This window comes from Sulfuritalea sp. (assembly GCF_031426875.1).
Lineage (GTDB): Bacteria > Pseudomonadota > Gammaproteobacteria > Burkholderiales > Rhodocyclaceae > Sulfuritalea.
In genome coordinates this window covers 20,117-34,217 of record NZ_JASJPC010000022.1, presented here as the reverse complement: position 1 = coordinate 34,217, position 14,101 = coordinate 20,117, and the positions used below count along the sequence as shown (strand labels likewise).

Below are 14,101 nucleotides of genomic sequence, written 5' to 3'. Positions count from 1 at the left end.
TGTCAGTCATGGCTTACAGCGATTCCACCTTCAATTTAACCGGACAGCAGTGATTTTTGCTTCTTGCTCATTTAGCGGTCGGTTTCCTTGTGACAGGTGCTTTAGCCGCCGAGTCGAACAACTCATCGTTGATGGGTGAGCGCAATCTATCGTTGTTCAGCAGCTTGAGGAGCAGTTCCACCGTTTCTGGTTCCACTATGATCTTGCCATTGACGATCTTGATATCCCATTTTTCCTTTGCGCTGACCGCAATGAGCCTCTTCATGTAGTCCGGCTGCTTGTAGTACCCAGCCTTGCGGATGGACGAAAGCTTGCGCAAGTGATGCAGATTGGTGCCAACGAATTCCCTGATGATGTCTACATCGCTAAAGATTTTGAGTTGTTCGAAATTGGAAAGCACCTCGTTGGCGTTTTCCTTCATCCCCTCACGGAAATTCATTGAGCGTTCGAAGCGTCGCTTATCTGCAATAAAGGTCGTACCCTCATAGACAAAGAAGTCGTAGTACGGGTAGATCATGAATACTTCTTTGTCCTCCACGTCCGTTAACTTATGGTTGATGAAGAACGTAACCCCCTTCGAATTCACTTTCTTCGGCTGCGTGTCCGCACTGATCGTCCGCCAGGCATACAGTCGCTCGTCGCCTTTCTCGAACATAAGGATATAGGCCCACGAGTTGAGCAACTCGCTGTAATTTGCGGCGTGGGGGTTGTCGAAGCCGTCATTTATTGCCGCCTCGACCTTTGCAAAGTCGGTAGCCTCGGCGGCAATGGTGAACAACGCATCGTCGCCATCGGCGTTGTTGTAGTCGTACTCGGCAACATGGAAATCCTTGCCTTGCAACTGTTGCTTCAGATACCCCCTGAAACGCTTTTGCAATTTCGCATCAATGTCGACCCGTAGCACTGTGTAGCGCGCCTCCCGCTGCACAACTTTTCTTTTGACCAGCCAGAAAGTAGCAGTCCACTGGCCGAAATCCACCGACTTGATCGTCTTGAGTTGTTTGGCATTCTTATTGCTCATCGACATCTCCTGTGGTTTCGGATTTTCCCTGCCTTGCTGCAATGTAGAGGTAATGGGAAAGTCTTTCCAAGCGGTAAGCCTTCCCTATAGCCAGTGGTTCGAGTGTTACGACCATTGCCTGTATCTCCTGTTCGCCACGTTTGAACGTACAGTCGATCAACATATATCCGGCAAGCGCAAGAACCGGATTGACGAACACCGTCTGTGTTCGGTAGGCCATGATGAACAATATCGCAAGGAAAATCCCCAGACTGATGATGGTCTGCCAGTCGCTCAAGTCGACACGCAAGAATGACAGCATATAGGGAACGGTATAGCCAAACATGTCACCGGACTTGTTGGAGGCTTTGGTGACGGTTACGTACAGGCCGCCATCAATGCCTTTGGCGGCTCGAAGAACCGCGATACTGCTCATGACGGCGACGAAAAGAAGCGCACCACTGATGACCGGATTTTGTGGCAACCATCCAGGATCAACCGGTGCGTAGTCCTTGATAACAAGGATCAGCATTAACGGCGAATAGGCGCTTAAGAAGAGTAGCAGCGATACCCAAGGGCGCAGCCTCAGGGAGGGATCACGCGAATTCATAGCTGCGGTTTGACGCTCAACTTGTAACTGTTCAGCCCGGCCTGACTTTTAATTGCGGCGAATTCGCCGTAATTAAAACCGGGGTTGCTGATGCGCTCCCAGATGCCCAGGAATTCCACGGTATTCCTGTTGCGCAGCCAATCGGAGATAAAAAATTCGCCGTCCTTGGCTTTCAGCATGTCGGTGAGGCAGATGTAGTCCTGCTCATGCCGGGTAGCGATGGCAATCTCGGTTCCCTGCACTGAGATAATGCGGCCTTTCATTCTTGCGGCTCCCTTTCGAACACGGCGGTGCGATTTTCATATGGCATCGCAAGCGTACCCGTGGCGAGGCTCACCAGGCGAGCCATTCGGTGGCCTGCCAAAAGTCGGCGCTGGCGAGACGGCGCGGCGTACGGCATCATCGGCAAAGCGCCCAGCGCAACACGAACAAGGGCCGCAGGGTGGTGGCTTGGTTCAGCTTGCCTTCGATGACCGCAATCAATTCCTCGCGCTGCTTGTCGACCTGATCCTGTGCATCGAACAGCGAGCGGCGCTTCTGGTTGCGCTGGGCTTCGAGGGCCTTGATCTGTTTCTGCCCGGCCAGCTTTTCCTCCAGCGTCAGGGCGGTCGTGGCCGCGCGGCGGGCCTCTTTGATCTGGCGGTCGATTTCCTTGATTTCCCGCTCCAGGCCGACTTTCAGATCGTCGGCCCAGCCGTCGAGCTTGTCGGCTTCGGCCTCGAAGAAACGGGCGTTGCGCTCGGATATGTTGCGCTGGATGACGGCTTGCCGACTTTGGGTCAATGTTTTGAGCGTTCCCTGAGCCCCACCCTCTCCCCAGTCCTCTCCCTGAAGCAGAGGGAGTGAAAGATCGAGAGGGGGCGAAGTTACCGGCAGCGTCAGTAGACGCTGCGCGACTTCGTCGTCCAATGTTTGGCCGTCATTGGTAACGGCTGAGAAGATCAAGTGATCTTCCGCCTGGTCAAGCGCTTCCACGCTGAAGAAAGAAAGAGCCAGCCAGCCGGTCTTGCCGATCAAGGGTTCAAGAGTCGTGACCTTGCCGTCATGCTGGCCGTAGTCGAAGCGGACTTCGGCCGGCGGCAGCTCGCGGTGCTTTGCCTGCGCGACGATGGCTTCGGCCAGTGGATGGTTGAGGCGGTAGAGATGGGCCTCGCCGGAGCGGCGCGGCAGTTCGTACAGGCCCAGCGGGATAGCGGCGGCTTGCTGCGGAAATGGGTTCGCCGTCAGGCGAAACGACGCATCCCCCAGAAATTCGGCCTGGCCGTCCAGTTCATGCCGCGTGAGCAGCATAAGCAGGCGTTCGTAGCGGTTGAGGTAGGCACGGGAGGCCTCGTCGCGCACCTTGAGTTTTTCGCGGACTTCGTCGTCGAAGTTTTCCAGCAGTTGCTGGCGTGTGCGCGTCATGGATTCGTTGATCTCCAGGCTCAGTTCGAGCTGGAGCTGGTTGAAGGCGGTGGCGATCTCCTCTGGCTTGCGGCAGTTCTGGTAGATGGCGGCGATGCGCTTCTCGAAATCGACGCCGGATTCGATGGCGCCCAGCACTTCGTCGCTGGCGCCGAAGACGCCTTCGAAGAGTTGGAACTTTTCCGACAGCAACTCGAAGACGCGCTGGTCGGCGGCATTCTTGCGGTTGAGGAAGTTCACTACCACTACGTCGTGCTTCTGGCCGTAGCGATGGCAGCGGCCGATGCGCTGCTCTATGCGCTGCGGGTTCCAGGGCAGGTCGTAATTCACCACCAGCGAGCAAAACTGGAGGTTGATGCCTTCTGCGCCCGCCTCGGTGGCGATCATGATTCGGCCCTGCTCGCGGAAGTAGTCGACCAGCGCCGAGCGCATGTCGGCCGAGCGCGAGCCGGTAACACGGTCGCTGCCCTGATGGCGCTCCAGCCACTGGTTATATATCTGCTTGGAGCCGTCGTCAGTATTCGAGCCATTGAACAGGACGATGCCCTCACGGAATGGGCTGTCCGCCAGCAGGCGAAGTAAGTAGCTCTGGGTGCGGCGTGATTCGGTGAAGATGATGGCTTTCTGTTCGGCGCCGATTTCCTTGGCCTTGGCGAAGGCGATACCCAGCGCCTTGAGCAGGGCCTTGCCCTTGGCATTGTGCTGGATGGAGGTGGCCAATTGGGCGAAGGCGTCAAGGTCGGCGATTTCCTGCTCAAGCGCCCGGCGGTCGTCGTCGGTAAGACGTTCAACCGGTTCGTCGTCCGTCCATTCCTCTGCAATTTCGTCGAGCGCTTCGTAGTCCTGATCCAGTTCGTCTTCCAGCGATTCGGCAGGCTCCTGCTTGCGGAGCTTGGCCTTGAGCCGGTTGGAAATCGACGTCAGAGCGCCGGCAATGGCGAAGGTGGATGAGGCCAGGAGCTTCCTCAGCACCAGCGTCATCAGGCTGCGCTGACCGGCCGGCAGCGCCTGAAGATTGTCCCGTTGCAGGTATTCGGAGACGAGATGGTAGAGCCGGTCTTCGCTTTCCTCCGGGGTGAACTCCTCGACCAGCGGCAAGCGCTTGGTGTAGGGAATGTAGGCCGTGACCTGCCGGCGCAGGGTGCGATGGCAGACGGGCTTGAGGCGCGCCTTAAGCGTCTCGAATACCTGCTCCTGATTAAGATTGGCGAATTGTTCGCGGAAGCTTTTCAGGTCGCCGAAGGTGTGTTCGTCGATGAAGCTGACTAGCCCGAACAGCTCCAGCAGCGAATTCTGCAAAGGCGTCGCCGTGAGCAGCAGCTTGTGCTTACCGGCCAATGCCAATTTAAGCGTGTTGGCGATGACGTTCGACGGTTTGTAGACGTTGCGCAGCCGATGCGCCTCGTCGATCACCACCAGATCCCACGGCACGGCCTGAACGTCGCCGGCCTTGCTCTTGGCGAACTGGTAGGAACAGATAACGATTTCGGGCGCTTCAAAAGGGCGGAATTGGCCTTGCCTGATCGCAGCGTTATAGGGCTTGGCTTCAAGAATCCGGCAGGGCAGGAAGAATTTTTCGGCCAGCTCCTGAAACCACTGTTTGCGCAGGTTCGACGGCGTAATGACCAGAATGCGCCGCTTGCGCTCGGCCCACTTCTGCGATAGCACGAGGCCCGCCTCGATCGTCTTGCCCAGGCCCACCTCGTCCGCCAGCAGCGCCCCTTTGGATAGGGGTGAGTTGAATGCAAACAGAGCCGCATCGACTTGATGCGGATTCAGGTCCACCTGTGCATCCACGAGCGCGCCAGTCAGTTTCTCGACACTATCCGGCGGGCAGCGTCGCGTCAGCTCGTAGGCGAAATATTTTGTGTGGTAGACGGAGATCACAGGTCGGGAGTTATTGGTATTTAGGTAATTGTCCTGCAACGTACAGGAAAGTCCAAGACAATCTCGACGGATAGCCCGTGCGCATGAAAGAAGGACTCCATGACCCACCAATACTTACCCCGCGACTGCCGGTGAATGCCCAATGTCCTGATCGCGTATGACTGGTAACCGTTCCATACTTGCCTTTGGCGCCCTCGAGTACCACCGACCGAATTGGCCGAATTGCCGCCGTATCGCCAGCGCCAACTTTCAACATTGTGCAGAGCGGCCGTGCTGAGCTATCGAGAGTCATACCCACTCCCAGGCGAGCGCAAGTGATCGAGCGGGGTGCGGACGTCCGCCGCGCATTGCGGCGGAGAGCTTCGCTCGGCTGAACCCCATGCGCCTTGCCGCGCCTTCCTGCCAAGCCCGCGCCGGCGAAGAAGTTTCCACTCGCCCGCATCCTTTTACCGCCGCATTCGTCTCCTGACTGAAGAGGGAGTTTTTCCCCCTTGTCCTCACTCCGGAGACCCCTGCATGCAAGCCCTTGCCATTCAACTCAAACGCTGGCCCGGCCGGCAGCCATTTCTGTTCCTGGCGCTGGCGGCGCTGCTCTGGTTCGCGCTCTACCTGGCGCTGATGCCCGTGTCCGAGGCGCTGGTTGCGGCGCTGCCGGTGGCGCGCGACAGCCATCTGGGCGGCGCGCTGCAGTTCTTCTTCTACGACACGCCCAAGGTGCTCTTGCTGCTGACCGGCGTCGTCTTCGTCATGGGCATCGTGCACACCTTCGTTTCGCCCGAGCGCACGCGCGCGATGCTTTCCGGCCGCCGCCTCGGAGCAGGCAATGTGATGGCCGCATCGCTTGGCATCGTCACGCCCTTCTGCTCCTGCTCGGCTGTGCCGCTGTTCATCGGCTTCCTGCAGGCCGGCGTGCCGCTGGGGATCACGTTTTCCTTCCTGATCTCGGCGCCGATGGTCAATGAAGTCGCGCTGGCCCTGCTGTTCGGCATGTTCGGCTGGAAGGTCGCCTTGCTCTACCTGGTCATGGGCCTGCTGGTCGCCATCGTCGCCGGCCTGGTGATCGGCAAGCTCGGCATGGAGCGCCACCTGGAAGACTGGGTGCGTGCGATGCAGAACAGCCAGCCCGTCAATGGTGCCGACATCCCCGCGCTGTCCTGGGGCGAGCGCATCGACAGCGGTTTCTCGCACGTACGGCAGATCGTCGGCAAGGTCTGGCCCTACATCCTGGCCGGCATCGCGCTCGGCGCCGGCATCCACGGTTACGTGCCCGAAGACTTCATGGCCTCGATCATGGGCCGGGATGCGCCCTGGTGGTCGGTGCCCGCGGCGGTCGCGATCGGCGTGCCGATGTACACCAACGCCGCCGGCATCATCCCCATCGTCGAGGCGCTGATGGGCAAGGGCGCGGCGCTGGGCACGGTGCTGGCCTTCATGATGAGCGTGATCGCGCTCTCGGCCCCCGAGATCGTGATCCTGCGCAAGGTGCTGAAGCCGCGACTGATCGCCACCTTCGTCGGCGTGGTGGCGGCCGGCATCCTGCTGGTCGGCTACGTATTCAACGCGGTGCTGTGAGCGGGGCGGCGCAGTACTCGTTCGGCACCGGGAAATTTCGCCTTCTACCCCTTTCCCGGTATGGCAAATGATTGCATCCGTTTGTGCGCCGTCTACCATGAAGGAATGCAGGACCGGTTCATCGTTCACTACGACTCAGGGAGACATCATGAAAATCGCAAACCAACTGCGCCACGGCGCAATCGCTCGTGCCTTGCTGGTCATGATTGGCGCCACCGCCACGGCAGCCCTTGCCGCGGACAAGCTGGTCGATATAGGCAAGTTCGAGTACGAAGGCTCCTGCGCCGTTTGCCATGGCGCGACGGGCAAGGGTAACGGAAGCTTCATGGGGCAACTGACGACCAAAATTCCCGATCTCACCGTGCTGGCGAAAAACAACGGCGGCGTGTTCCCCTTCGACCGCGTGTATCAGGTGATCGACGGCCGGGGAGAACTGAAGGCGCACGGCCCGCGCGAAATGCCGATCTGGGGCCGCAGCTTCAGCCTGCAAAGTTCCGCATTCTTCGAGAGCTACCCGGCGCACGATCGCGAGTCTTCCGCGCGCAGCCGCATCCTGGCCTTGACCGAGTATCTGTATCGCCTGCAGGCGAAGTGATCGGCATTGCGGCTGTCGCCTGAATGAGAACGCTCCCCGGCCTCTTTGCTCTGCTGGGCGCGTGCCTCGCGCTGCTGGCGCCCTCCGCCGCCCGCGCCGAAGACCCGTGGATCGTCACGGGCGCCGACGGCACGCCGCAGGTGCAGCTCTATTTCTTCTGGTCGCTGAGCTGTCCGCATTGCACCGCCGCCCATCCCTACATCGAGGCCATTCCGCAGGCGCGGCCCTGGGTCAGGCTGCATGCGCTGGAACTCACCCGTCATCCGGAGAACGTCGAGCGCTTCGATCGCATGGCGCGCGATCTCGGCGAAGTGGCGGCCAGCGTTCCGGCGTGGCTGTTCTGCGGCGAAATGCATGTCGGCTGGGCCGACGACGCGACCACCGGTGCCATGCTGCGCCAGCGCCTCGACGAATGCCGCGCGCGCGCCGCCGAGGGCGCCATGGTCAATGCGCCGGCCACCGCCCCGCCGCCGGCCGCCACCATCGATCTGCCGCTGCTCGGCGCGCTGGACCCCGCCCGCCTCTCGCTGCCGGTGCTGACCCTGGTGCTGGCCGGGCTCGACGCCTTCAACCCCTGCGCCTTCTTCGTCCTGCTGTTCCTGCTGTCGATGATGGCGCACCAAAAGAATCGTGCGCGCATGCTGGCGATCGGCGGCGTCTTCGTCGTGATCTCCGGCCTCATGTACTTCGCCTTCATGGCGGCCTGGCTCAGCGTGTTCCAGCTTTTCGGCCATCTCGCCTGGGTGACGGTCGCCGCCGGCGCGCTGGCGGTCTTCGTTGGCGCGGTCAACGTCAAGGATTATTTCTGGTTCGAACGGGGGCTCACGCTGTCGATTCCCGAATCGAAAAAGCCTGACATCTTCCGCCGCACGCGCAACATCCTCGGCGCCGAAAACCTGCCGGCGATGATCGCCGCCACGGCCTTCCTGGCCATCGCCGCGAACTTCTACGAGCTGCTGTGCACGGCCGGCTTCCCCATGGTCTATACGCGCCTGCTGACCCTGGCCGATTTGTCGCCGGCCGCCCGCTACGGCTATCTGGCCGCCTACAACCTGATCTACGTGCTGCCGCTGGCGGCCATCGTCGCCGTGTTCGCCGGCAGCCTCGGCGCGCGCAAACTCAGCGAGCGCGAAGGCCGCCTGCTCAAGCTGATGTCGGGCGTGATGATGCTGGAACTGGGCGCCCTGCTGCTGCTGGCGCCGGAGCGCGTGAGCCAGGTCGGCATCGCCTTCGGCCTGCTGGCCGCGGCGGTCGGCATGACTTACCTTGCCGCGAGATTCGGCCGCGCAGACTGAATCTCGCCTGCATCCTTTCGCGCGCTGCTTCGTCTTCTTTTATGCAAGCGCCCGGCCTTACCGGCCGGCGCGCCAACAATCGCACGGGAGTCATTCAAATGCTGAACATCAAGGTCCTCGGCACCGGCTGTGCCAACTGCAAGACCACGCTCAAGCTGATCGAGGAGGCCGCGCGCGCCAGGGGCGTGGCGTTCCAGCTCGACAAGGTGGAGGAGATCAGGGACATCATGGGCTATGGCGTGATGAGCACGCCGGGTGTGGTGATCGACGGCAAAGTGGTGCATGCCGGCGGCGTGCCCAGCCGCGACAAGATCGAGCAGTGGCTGGCCGGTGCGGGGTGAACGGGTGACCCCGCTGTGGGGCGTTGCAGGGCCTTGTGGGGTTTTGTAGGGCCGACTTCAGTCGGCCAGGGATGGATGGCCTTGTAGGGCCGACTTTAGTCGGCCAAGGGTGGATGGCGGACTGAAGTCCGCCCTACAGCCGCCCTACAGCTGCCCTACAGCCGCCCTACGGTCCGGCTTCAGCGCGGCAACACCAGCGCGGCGCGCAGGCCGCCGCCGGCGCGGTTCTCCAGCACCAGCCGGCCGCCATGCAGCAGGGCCGCGTCGCGCGCGATGCTGAGGCCGAGCCCGACGCCGCCTGTCTCGCGGCTGCGCGAGGCTTCGAGCCGCACATAGGGTTCGACCACGCGCGCCAGGTCGGCCTCGGCGATGCCGGGGCCCTTATCCTCGACGCATAGGCGCAATTCCACGGCGCTGTCCTCGATCACGATATGCGCCGACTGGCCGTACTTCACCGCGTTGTCGATCAGGTTGCCGAGCGCGCGCTTGAGCTGCGACAGCCGGCCGAGGTAGGGCGCGACAGTCTTGCCGGCCAGCGTCACCGGATGCCCGAGCGCCTGTGCGTCGGCCACCAGGCTGGCCAGCAGCGCTTCCATGTCGATCGACTGGAGCGCCTCGTTTTCGCGCAGGCCGCGCAGGTAGTCGAGCGTCGATTCGACCATGGCCTGCATGTCGTCGATGTCGGCGTTGATCTGCGCGCGCAGGGTTTCGTCGTCGACCAGTTCGGCGCGCAGCCGCATGCGGGTCAGCGGCGTGCGCAGGTCGTGCGAGACGGCGGCGAGCGCGCGGCCGCGCTCGGCGATCAGGCGGCGCAGGCGGTCCTGCATGCGGTTGAAGGCTTCCGCCGCGCGCCGCGTTTCGGCCGGCCCGGTTTCGGGCAGCGGCGGCGATTCGAGGTCGCCGCCGAAGGCGTCGGCCGCTTCGGCCAGGCGCTGCAGGGGGCGCGTCACCAGGCGCACCGCCACCAGCGACACCGCGATCACCGCCGCCAGCGTGATCAGCAGGTGGGTGGCGAAGCGGCTCGGCAGGACCGGTATCTGGCCGTGGAACTGCTGCATGATCATCGCGCGCTCGCCCATGTGCAGCCACATGCTGGCGAACTGGGCCGCGAGCAGGCCGACCACCAGGATCAGCGTCAGGCGGCCGAACAGCGACGCAGGCATTAAACGCGGCATCAGTCGCACGATGCGCGCCCCTCGACGCTGGCCGCCAGCACATAGCCTTCGCCGCGCACGGTCTGGATCAGTTGCGGCTCGCGGCCTTCGTCGCGCAGGCGCTGGCGCAGGCGGCTGACCTGCACGTCGATGGCGCGGTCGTAGGGATCCGCCTCGCGGCCGTGGATCAGTTCCACCAACTGGTCGCGGTTGAGCACGCGGTTGGGATGTTCGAGCAGGATGCGCAGCAGCCGGTATTCGCCGCCGGACAGCGGCACCACCACGCCGTCAGGCGCCGTCAGCGCGCGCGTCGCGGTATCCAGGCGCCAGCCGGCGAAGGCCAGGCAGCGCTGCGATTCCGGGCGCAGGTTGGGCGGCAGGGCGCGGGTGCGGCGCAGGATGGCCTTGATGCGCGCCAGCAGTTCGCGCGGGCTGAAGGGCTTGACCAGATAGTCGTCGGCGCCCATTTCGATGCCGACGATGCGATCGGCCTCCTCGCCGCGCGCGGTGAGCATCAGCACCGGCATCGCGGAACGCGCGCGCAGGTCGCGGCACAGCGTCAGGCCGTCGGTGTCGGGCAGCATCAGGTCGAGCACCACGAGGTCGATCGCGTGCCGCTCCAGGCCCTGCCACATCTCGCGCCCGTCCTTCGCGGCGTAGGCCTCGAAGCCGTTCTTCGCCAGGTAATCGACCAGCAGGCGGCGGATTTCCGGGTCGTCGTCGACGATGAGAATGCGGTCCTTGTTATCCATGGCGGTCTTATAGCGCGTCCGAAAACACTTGGGTGCCGGCAATGTAACGCACTGTAACGGTCCATGGGTCCGCAACGCAGCGATGCAAAACGGCGCGCCGCAGCAAAGGCTTGCTTACATTCCGGACGTCAAATGGCATCCATGGGCGAACAAACTGGCGAAGGCCACGACGGACGCCCGATCGAGGGGCCGGAAACCTCCGGCCTCGATGTCACTCGCTACGGGAGATCAAAATGAGCACGATGAAAACCAAGTTTCGCAACGGTGCAATCGCTGTCGCCATCGCCGCCGGACTCGCCACCGCCTTTGTCGCCGTGGCCCATCCCGGCTTCGGCGGCTACGGCCCAGGCTACGGTCCAGGCTATGGCCCCGGCTACGGTCACGGCTATGGCCCCGGCATGATGGGCCGCGGCGGTCCCGGCATGATGATGGGCTGGGGCCACGGCCGCATGTTCGCCAGCAACGATACCGACATCGCCAGGTTCCAGCAGGAGCAGCTCGGCGAGCTCAAGTCCCAGCTCGGCATCACGGCCGAACAGCAGCCGGCATGGGACGCCTTCGCCGCCAAGGCCGCGGAACAGGCCAAGACCATGCAGGCCCTGCACAACGACACCAGCACCGCGACGATGCCGGAGCGCATGCAGCAGGGCCAGAAAGCCATGGGTTCGATGAGTGAATCCTTCACCAAGCTCTACGAGGTATTGACGCCGAAACAGCGCGAGCTGTTCGACCGTTCCTACGGTCCGATGTATCGGCGCGGGTGACCGGTCGCAGGCTTGCCGCGCCGCGCAAGCGCATGGCCGACCAAAAGCCAACGCCGCTCCGCAAGGGTGGCGTTGGCTTTTGCTGTGGGTGCCGTGTCGCCAGCACCAACTCTTGTCTGTGTAACTTTGGTCACATCGTTGCCGAAGCCGGGCGACTAGGATGGGCTTCGCTTTACCCACAACCCATTCGGAGACTTCCCCATGCACCTGTTTGCCAAGAAATCCGTCGCCCTGCTCGCCGGCGGTCTCATCGCCATTTCCCTGTCTGCCGCCAGTTTCGCTGCCGAAAAAACCTTGTATGACCGCCTTGGCGGCAAGGCAGCCCTGCAAGCCGTAGTCGGTGAACTATGGAACAACGTCGCCGCCGATGCGCGCATCAATGGCCGCTTCAAGCACACCAAGCCGGAAGCCTTCGGCGGCCAATTGGTCGAGTTCCTGTGTCAGGCCAGCGGCGGTCCCTGCCGGTACCAGGGCAAGGACATGAAATCCGCCCACACCGGCATGAAACTTACTGACGCCGAGTTCAACGCCCTGGCCGAAGACACGACCAAGGCGCTCAATAAGTTCAAGGTGCCCGCCAAGGAGCAGAGCGAAGTGATCGGCATGCTCGCCAGTCTCAAGGGCGACGTCGTCGGCCGCTGATGCAGAATAGGGCGACGGACCGCATGGTTCGTCGCCTTCCCGCAAATCATGAAACCATTTTCCATTGTTCCGCTGTTGGCATTTCTCTTCGCCACGACGGCCCATGCCCTGACCGATCGCGAGCATCTCGACAAGTGGTGTACGCAGGCTTCGTCCGTCGCCGCCGGACGTTGCATCGGTTACCTGCTGGCGGCCGAGGATGCGCTGTCGCATGACAGCATCGAGGGGGTGCGCGCCTGTCTGCCGCCCGCGATCGGCTTGTCGGAACAACACCGCATCGTGATCGATTGGCTCAAGGCCAATCCGCAGGCCCAATCACTGACCGCACTGGGGCTGGTAGCACGCGCCTATGCCGCGCATTACCCATGCGGCAAATGACCGGATCGCGCCGGCTTGCCTGGACCCTTGTCCTGGCGCTATCGGGATGTGCTTCGCTGTCTGCGCCGGAAGCTTTGACGACGGAATACGTCTGCGCCAACGGCTCGGGCTTTCGGCTCGAGACGGCAGGAGACGCCACTGCCATCGAAATCTCCGGCATGCGGTTTCGCCTGCGGGAGCAGCCCGGTATCGGGGGCGAGACAGATTACGTCTGCGACATGCTCAAGCTATCGCGCAACAGGGACACGATGCGTGTCGAAATGGACGGCAGGCCGTATCTGGACCAATGCCGATCGACGCGCTGATCAAATGATCGAAGTGCGCGGAGTGACGTGCCCGCATCTCTTCGAAGCCTCGCTTTGTAACGCAGCGTAACCAGGACTGCCCGCGCAACCGGGCGATGCAAATCTGTCGTCTCCGGCGCTGCATGGCCTGCATGGTTGGTGTCAAATTGCGCCATGTACTTTTGAAAGAGACGACATGAGCAAAATCTTCGCCTTTGGCGAACGCATGGACGAGTACGCGGTGCCCGTGCTCAACGAGCGCGAAGTGCGTGCCTCCGCCGGGATACTGTTCCTGTTCGCCATGCTCGCCTTCATGAACGCCTGGTTGGCCGGAAATTTCCGGCTCACCAAGATTTTCGTGATCGCCTTCCTGATCGATTTCACGATCCGCATTTTCGTCAATCCGAAATATTCGCCGACCATGATCCTCGGCCGCTTCGCGGTGCGGCACCAGGCGCCCGAGTATGTCGGCGCGCCGCAGAAGCGCTTTGCCTGGGCCATCGGTTTCGTGCTGGCTATCACCATGCTCTGGCTGATCGTGATCAACAACGTGATCGGCCCGATCAACCTGCTGGTCTGCGCCACCTGCCTGACGCTGATGTTCTTCGAGAGCGCCTTCGGCATCTGCCTCGGCTGCAAGATCTACAACCTGTTCGCGAAGCAGCAGGCGCAGCTATGCCCCGGCGGCACCTGCGAAGTCGACCAGCGCCAGGACAAGCAGAAGCTCGGACTGGCGCAAGTGGCCATCGTCGCGGTATTTCTCGGCGTGATCGGTTTCGTCGGCCAGCGTCTGCTGCCGTCGGCCCAGGCTGGCGCCGCTGCCGCGTCGGGCCCGTCTGCCGCTGCCACAGACGGCAAATGCACGCCGCCCGACTGGGCGGTCGCCATGGGTCACGCCGAAATGTGGAAGCTGCACAATAACTGCAAGTAAGGGAACGACAATGAACACACGCAGGAATTTCCTTGCCGCCATGGTCGCATCAGCCCTGGCGATGGCGGCCGGCGGTGCGCTGGCCGCGCCGCCGTCGGTGGAGATCGTGGCCATGCCGCACCCGCCGGTCAGGATGGCCCTGGCGCCGCTGCGCGAATGGCTGGCGGCACAGGGCGGCAAGCTGACGGTCAAGGAAATCGACATCGAAAGCCCGCTTGGAGAAAAGCGCCTCGCGGCCGCCGGCTTGTCCGGCCACATTCCGATCCTGATCCTGATCGACGGCAAGCACGTGTTCGTGCGCAAGGACGGCGGCAAGGTCGCCTTCGTCAATTTTCCCAACATTCCGGGCACGCCGCCCGGGGCGCGCGGCGAGTGGACCACGGCCGACGTGCAGACGGTACTGGCGGGGCGGATCAGGTAGCCTGCATCCATGTGCCGCTGAGCCCGTCAACCGCTATTGAAGAGCCGTATCGCCAACGCCAACTTTCGAAA

Annotated in this window: 16 protein-coding genes; 10 read left to right on the top strand and 6 right to left on the bottom strand. The window is 62.4% G+C overall.

Going from position 1 to position 14,101, the window contains the following annotated elements:
- Positions 1-67 precede the first annotated feature (67 nt).
- The 4 genes from RMO95_RS10900 to RMO95_RS10885 form a co-directional block, all read right to left on the bottom strand.
- On the bottom strand, positions 68-1,021 hold the full coding sequence (locus tag RMO95_RS10900) for a DUF4868 domain-containing protein (protein ID WP_310450656.1): 954 nt from the start codon (positions 1,019-1,021) through the stop codon (positions 68-70).
- The gene (locus RMO95_RS10895; protein WP_310450655.1) at positions 1,011-1,610 is read right to left on the bottom strand and encodes a hypothetical protein; all 600 of its coding nucleotides are present in this window, start codon (positions 1,608-1,610) and stop codon (positions 1,011-1,013) included. The genes RMO95_RS10900 and RMO95_RS10895 overlap by 11 nt, the downstream gene beginning before the upstream one ends.
- Complete coding sequence (locus tag RMO95_RS10890; protein WP_310450654.1) at positions 1,607-1,873, bottom strand: KilA-N domain-containing protein; 267 nt, start codon at positions 1,871-1,873, stop codon at positions 1,607-1,609. The genes RMO95_RS10895 and RMO95_RS10890 overlap by 4 nt, the downstream gene beginning before the upstream one ends.
- Positions 1,874-2,009: 136 nt before the next feature.
- Entirely contained in the window at positions 2,010-4,901 is a 2,892-nt protein-coding gene (locus RMO95_RS10885) for an SNF2-related protein (protein ID WP_310450653.1), read from the bottom strand.
- 516 nt (positions 4,902-5,417) lie between these two features.
- Between RMO95_RS10885 and RMO95_RS10880 the strand changes: the two genes are divergently transcribed.
- The 4 genes from RMO95_RS10880 (at position 5,418) to RMO95_RS10865 (ending at position 8,704) form a co-directional block, all read left to right on the top strand.
- Positions 5,418-6,473, top strand: a complete 1,056-nt coding sequence (locus RMO95_RS10880; RefSeq protein ID WP_310450652.1) for a permease — start codon at positions 5,418-5,420, stop codon at positions 6,471-6,473.
- A gap of 148 nt (positions 6,474-6,621) precedes the next feature.
- Positions 6,622-7,068, top strand: a complete 447-nt coding sequence (locus RMO95_RS10875) for a hypothetical protein (RefSeq protein WP_310450651.1) — start codon at positions 6,622-6,624, stop codon at positions 7,066-7,068.
- Positions 7,069-7,091: 23 nt separating this feature from the next.
- Positions 7,092-8,363: a hypothetical protein gene (locus RMO95_RS10870; RefSeq protein WP_310450650.1), complete on the top strand. Its 1,272-nt coding sequence runs from the start codon at positions 7,092-7,094 to the stop codon at positions 8,361-8,363.
- 98 nt (positions 8,364-8,461) lie between these two features.
- Positions 8,462-8,704, top strand: coding sequence for a thioredoxin family protein (locus tag RMO95_RS10865; RefSeq protein WP_310450649.1), 243 nt, complete (start codon positions 8,462-8,464; stop codon positions 8,702-8,704).
- Positions 8,705-8,883: 179 nt separating this feature from the next.
- Here RMO95_RS10865 and RMO95_RS10860 read toward each other — a convergent pair whose 3' ends face one another.
- Together RMO95_RS10860 and RMO95_RS10855 are read right to left on the bottom strand one after the other, a co-directional pair.
- Entirely contained in the window at positions 8,884-9,867 is a 984-nt protein-coding gene (locus RMO95_RS10860) for an ATP-binding protein (RefSeq protein WP_310450648.1), read from the bottom strand.
- An 11-nt stretch (positions 9,868-9,878) separates the two neighbouring features.
- Positions 9,879-10,610: a response regulator gene (locus RMO95_RS10855; protein WP_310450647.1), complete on the bottom strand. Its 732-nt coding sequence runs from the start codon at positions 10,608-10,610 to the stop codon at positions 9,879-9,881.
- Positions 10,611-10,843: 233 nt separating this feature from the next.
- Here RMO95_RS10855 and RMO95_RS10850 point away from each other — a divergent pair, with 233 nt between their 5' ends.
- The 6 genes from RMO95_RS10850 to RMO95_RS10825 all read left to right on the top strand — a co-directional run bounded on the left by RMO95_RS10850 (position 10,844) and on the right by RMO95_RS10825 (position 14,030).
- A complete protein-coding gene (locus RMO95_RS10850; RefSeq protein ID WP_310450646.1) occupies positions 10,844-11,374 on the top strand; it encodes a Spy/CpxP family protein refolding chaperone in 531 nt (176 codons plus the stop codon).
- A 201-nt stretch (positions 11,375-11,575) separates the two neighbouring features.
- Positions 11,576-12,016 (top strand): group 1 truncated hemoglobin, encoded by a 441-nt coding sequence (locus tag RMO95_RS10845; RefSeq protein WP_310450645.1) that lies wholly within the window; start codon positions 11,576-11,578, stop codon positions 12,014-12,016.
- A 48-nt stretch (positions 12,017-12,064) separates the two neighbouring features.
- Positions 12,065-12,394, top strand: a complete 330-nt coding sequence (locus RMO95_RS10840; protein WP_310450644.1) for a Rap1a/Tai family immunity protein — start codon at positions 12,065-12,067, stop codon at positions 12,392-12,394.
- The gene (locus RMO95_RS10835) at positions 12,382-12,699 is read left to right on the top strand and encodes a hypothetical protein (RefSeq protein WP_310450643.1); all 318 of its coding nucleotides are present in this window, start codon (positions 12,382-12,384) and stop codon (positions 12,697-12,699) included. Before RMO95_RS10840 ends, RMO95_RS10835 begins: the two co-directional genes overlap by 13 nt.
- A 175-nt stretch (positions 12,700-12,874) precedes the next feature.
- The gene (locus RMO95_RS10830) at positions 12,875-13,609 is read left to right on the top strand and encodes a DUF4395 domain-containing protein (RefSeq protein WP_310450642.1); all 735 of its coding nucleotides are present in this window, start codon (positions 12,875-12,877) and stop codon (positions 13,607-13,609) included.
- 10 nt (positions 13,610-13,619) lie between these two features.
- Positions 13,620-14,030 (top strand): hypothetical protein, encoded by a 411-nt coding sequence (locus RMO95_RS10825; RefSeq protein WP_310450641.1) that lies wholly within the window; start codon positions 13,620-13,622, stop codon positions 14,028-14,030.
- Positions 14,031-14,101: the final 71 nt, after the last annotated feature.

Coding starts and splice junctions, on each gene's coding strand:
- RMO95_RS10900 (WP_310450656.1), bottom strand. CDS start 1,021: ATGAGCAATAAGAATGCCAAACAACTCAAGACGATCAAGTCGGTGGAT.
- RMO95_RS10895 (WP_310450655.1), bottom strand. CDS start 1,610: ATGAATTCGCGTGATCCCTCCCTGAGGCTGCGCCCTTGGGTATCGCTG.
- RMO95_RS10890 (WP_310450654.1), bottom strand. CDS start 1,873: ATGAAAGGCCGCATTATCTCAGTGCAGGGAACCGAGATTGCCATCGCT.
- RMO95_RS10880 (WP_310450652.1), top strand. CDS start 5,418: ATGCAAGCCCTTGCCATTCAACTCAAACGCTGGCCCGGCCGGCAGCCA.
- RMO95_RS10875 (WP_310450651.1), top strand. CDS start 6,622: ATGAAAATCGCAAACCAACTGCGCCACGGCGCAATCGCTCGTGCCTTG.
- RMO95_RS10870 (WP_310450650.1), top strand. CDS start 7,092: ATGAGAACGCTCCCCGGCCTCTTTGCTCTGCTGGGCGCGTGCCTCGCG.
- RMO95_RS10865 (WP_310450649.1), top strand. CDS start 8,462: ATGCTGAACATCAAGGTCCTCGGCACCGGCTGTGCCAACTGCAAGACC.
- RMO95_RS10860 (WP_310450648.1), bottom strand. CDS start 9,867: ATGCCTGCGTCGCTGTTCGGCCGCCTGACGCTGATCCTGGTGGTCGGC.
- RMO95_RS10855 (WP_310450647.1), bottom strand. CDS start 10,610: ATGGATAACAAGGACCGCATTCTCATCGTCGACGACGACCCGGAAATC.
- RMO95_RS10850 (WP_310450646.1), top strand. CDS start 10,844: ATGAGCACGATGAAAACCAAGTTTCGCAACGGTGCAATCGCTGTCGCC.
- RMO95_RS10845 (WP_310450645.1), top strand. CDS start 11,576: ATGCACCTGTTTGCCAAGAAATCCGTCGCCCTGCTCGCCGGCGGTCTC.
- RMO95_RS10840 (WP_310450644.1), top strand. CDS start 12,065: ATGAAACCATTTTCCATTGTTCCGCTGTTGGCATTTCTCTTCGCCACG.
- RMO95_RS10835 (WP_310450643.1), top strand. CDS start 12,382: ATGCGGCAAATGACCGGATCGCGCCGGCTTGCCTGGACCCTTGTCCTG.
- RMO95_RS10830 (WP_310450642.1), top strand. CDS start 12,875: ATGAGCAAAATCTTCGCCTTTGGCGAACGCATGGACGAGTACGCGGTG.
- RMO95_RS10825 (WP_310450641.1), top strand. CDS start 13,620: ATGAACACACGCAGGAATTTCCTTGCCGCCATGGTCGCATCAGCCCTG.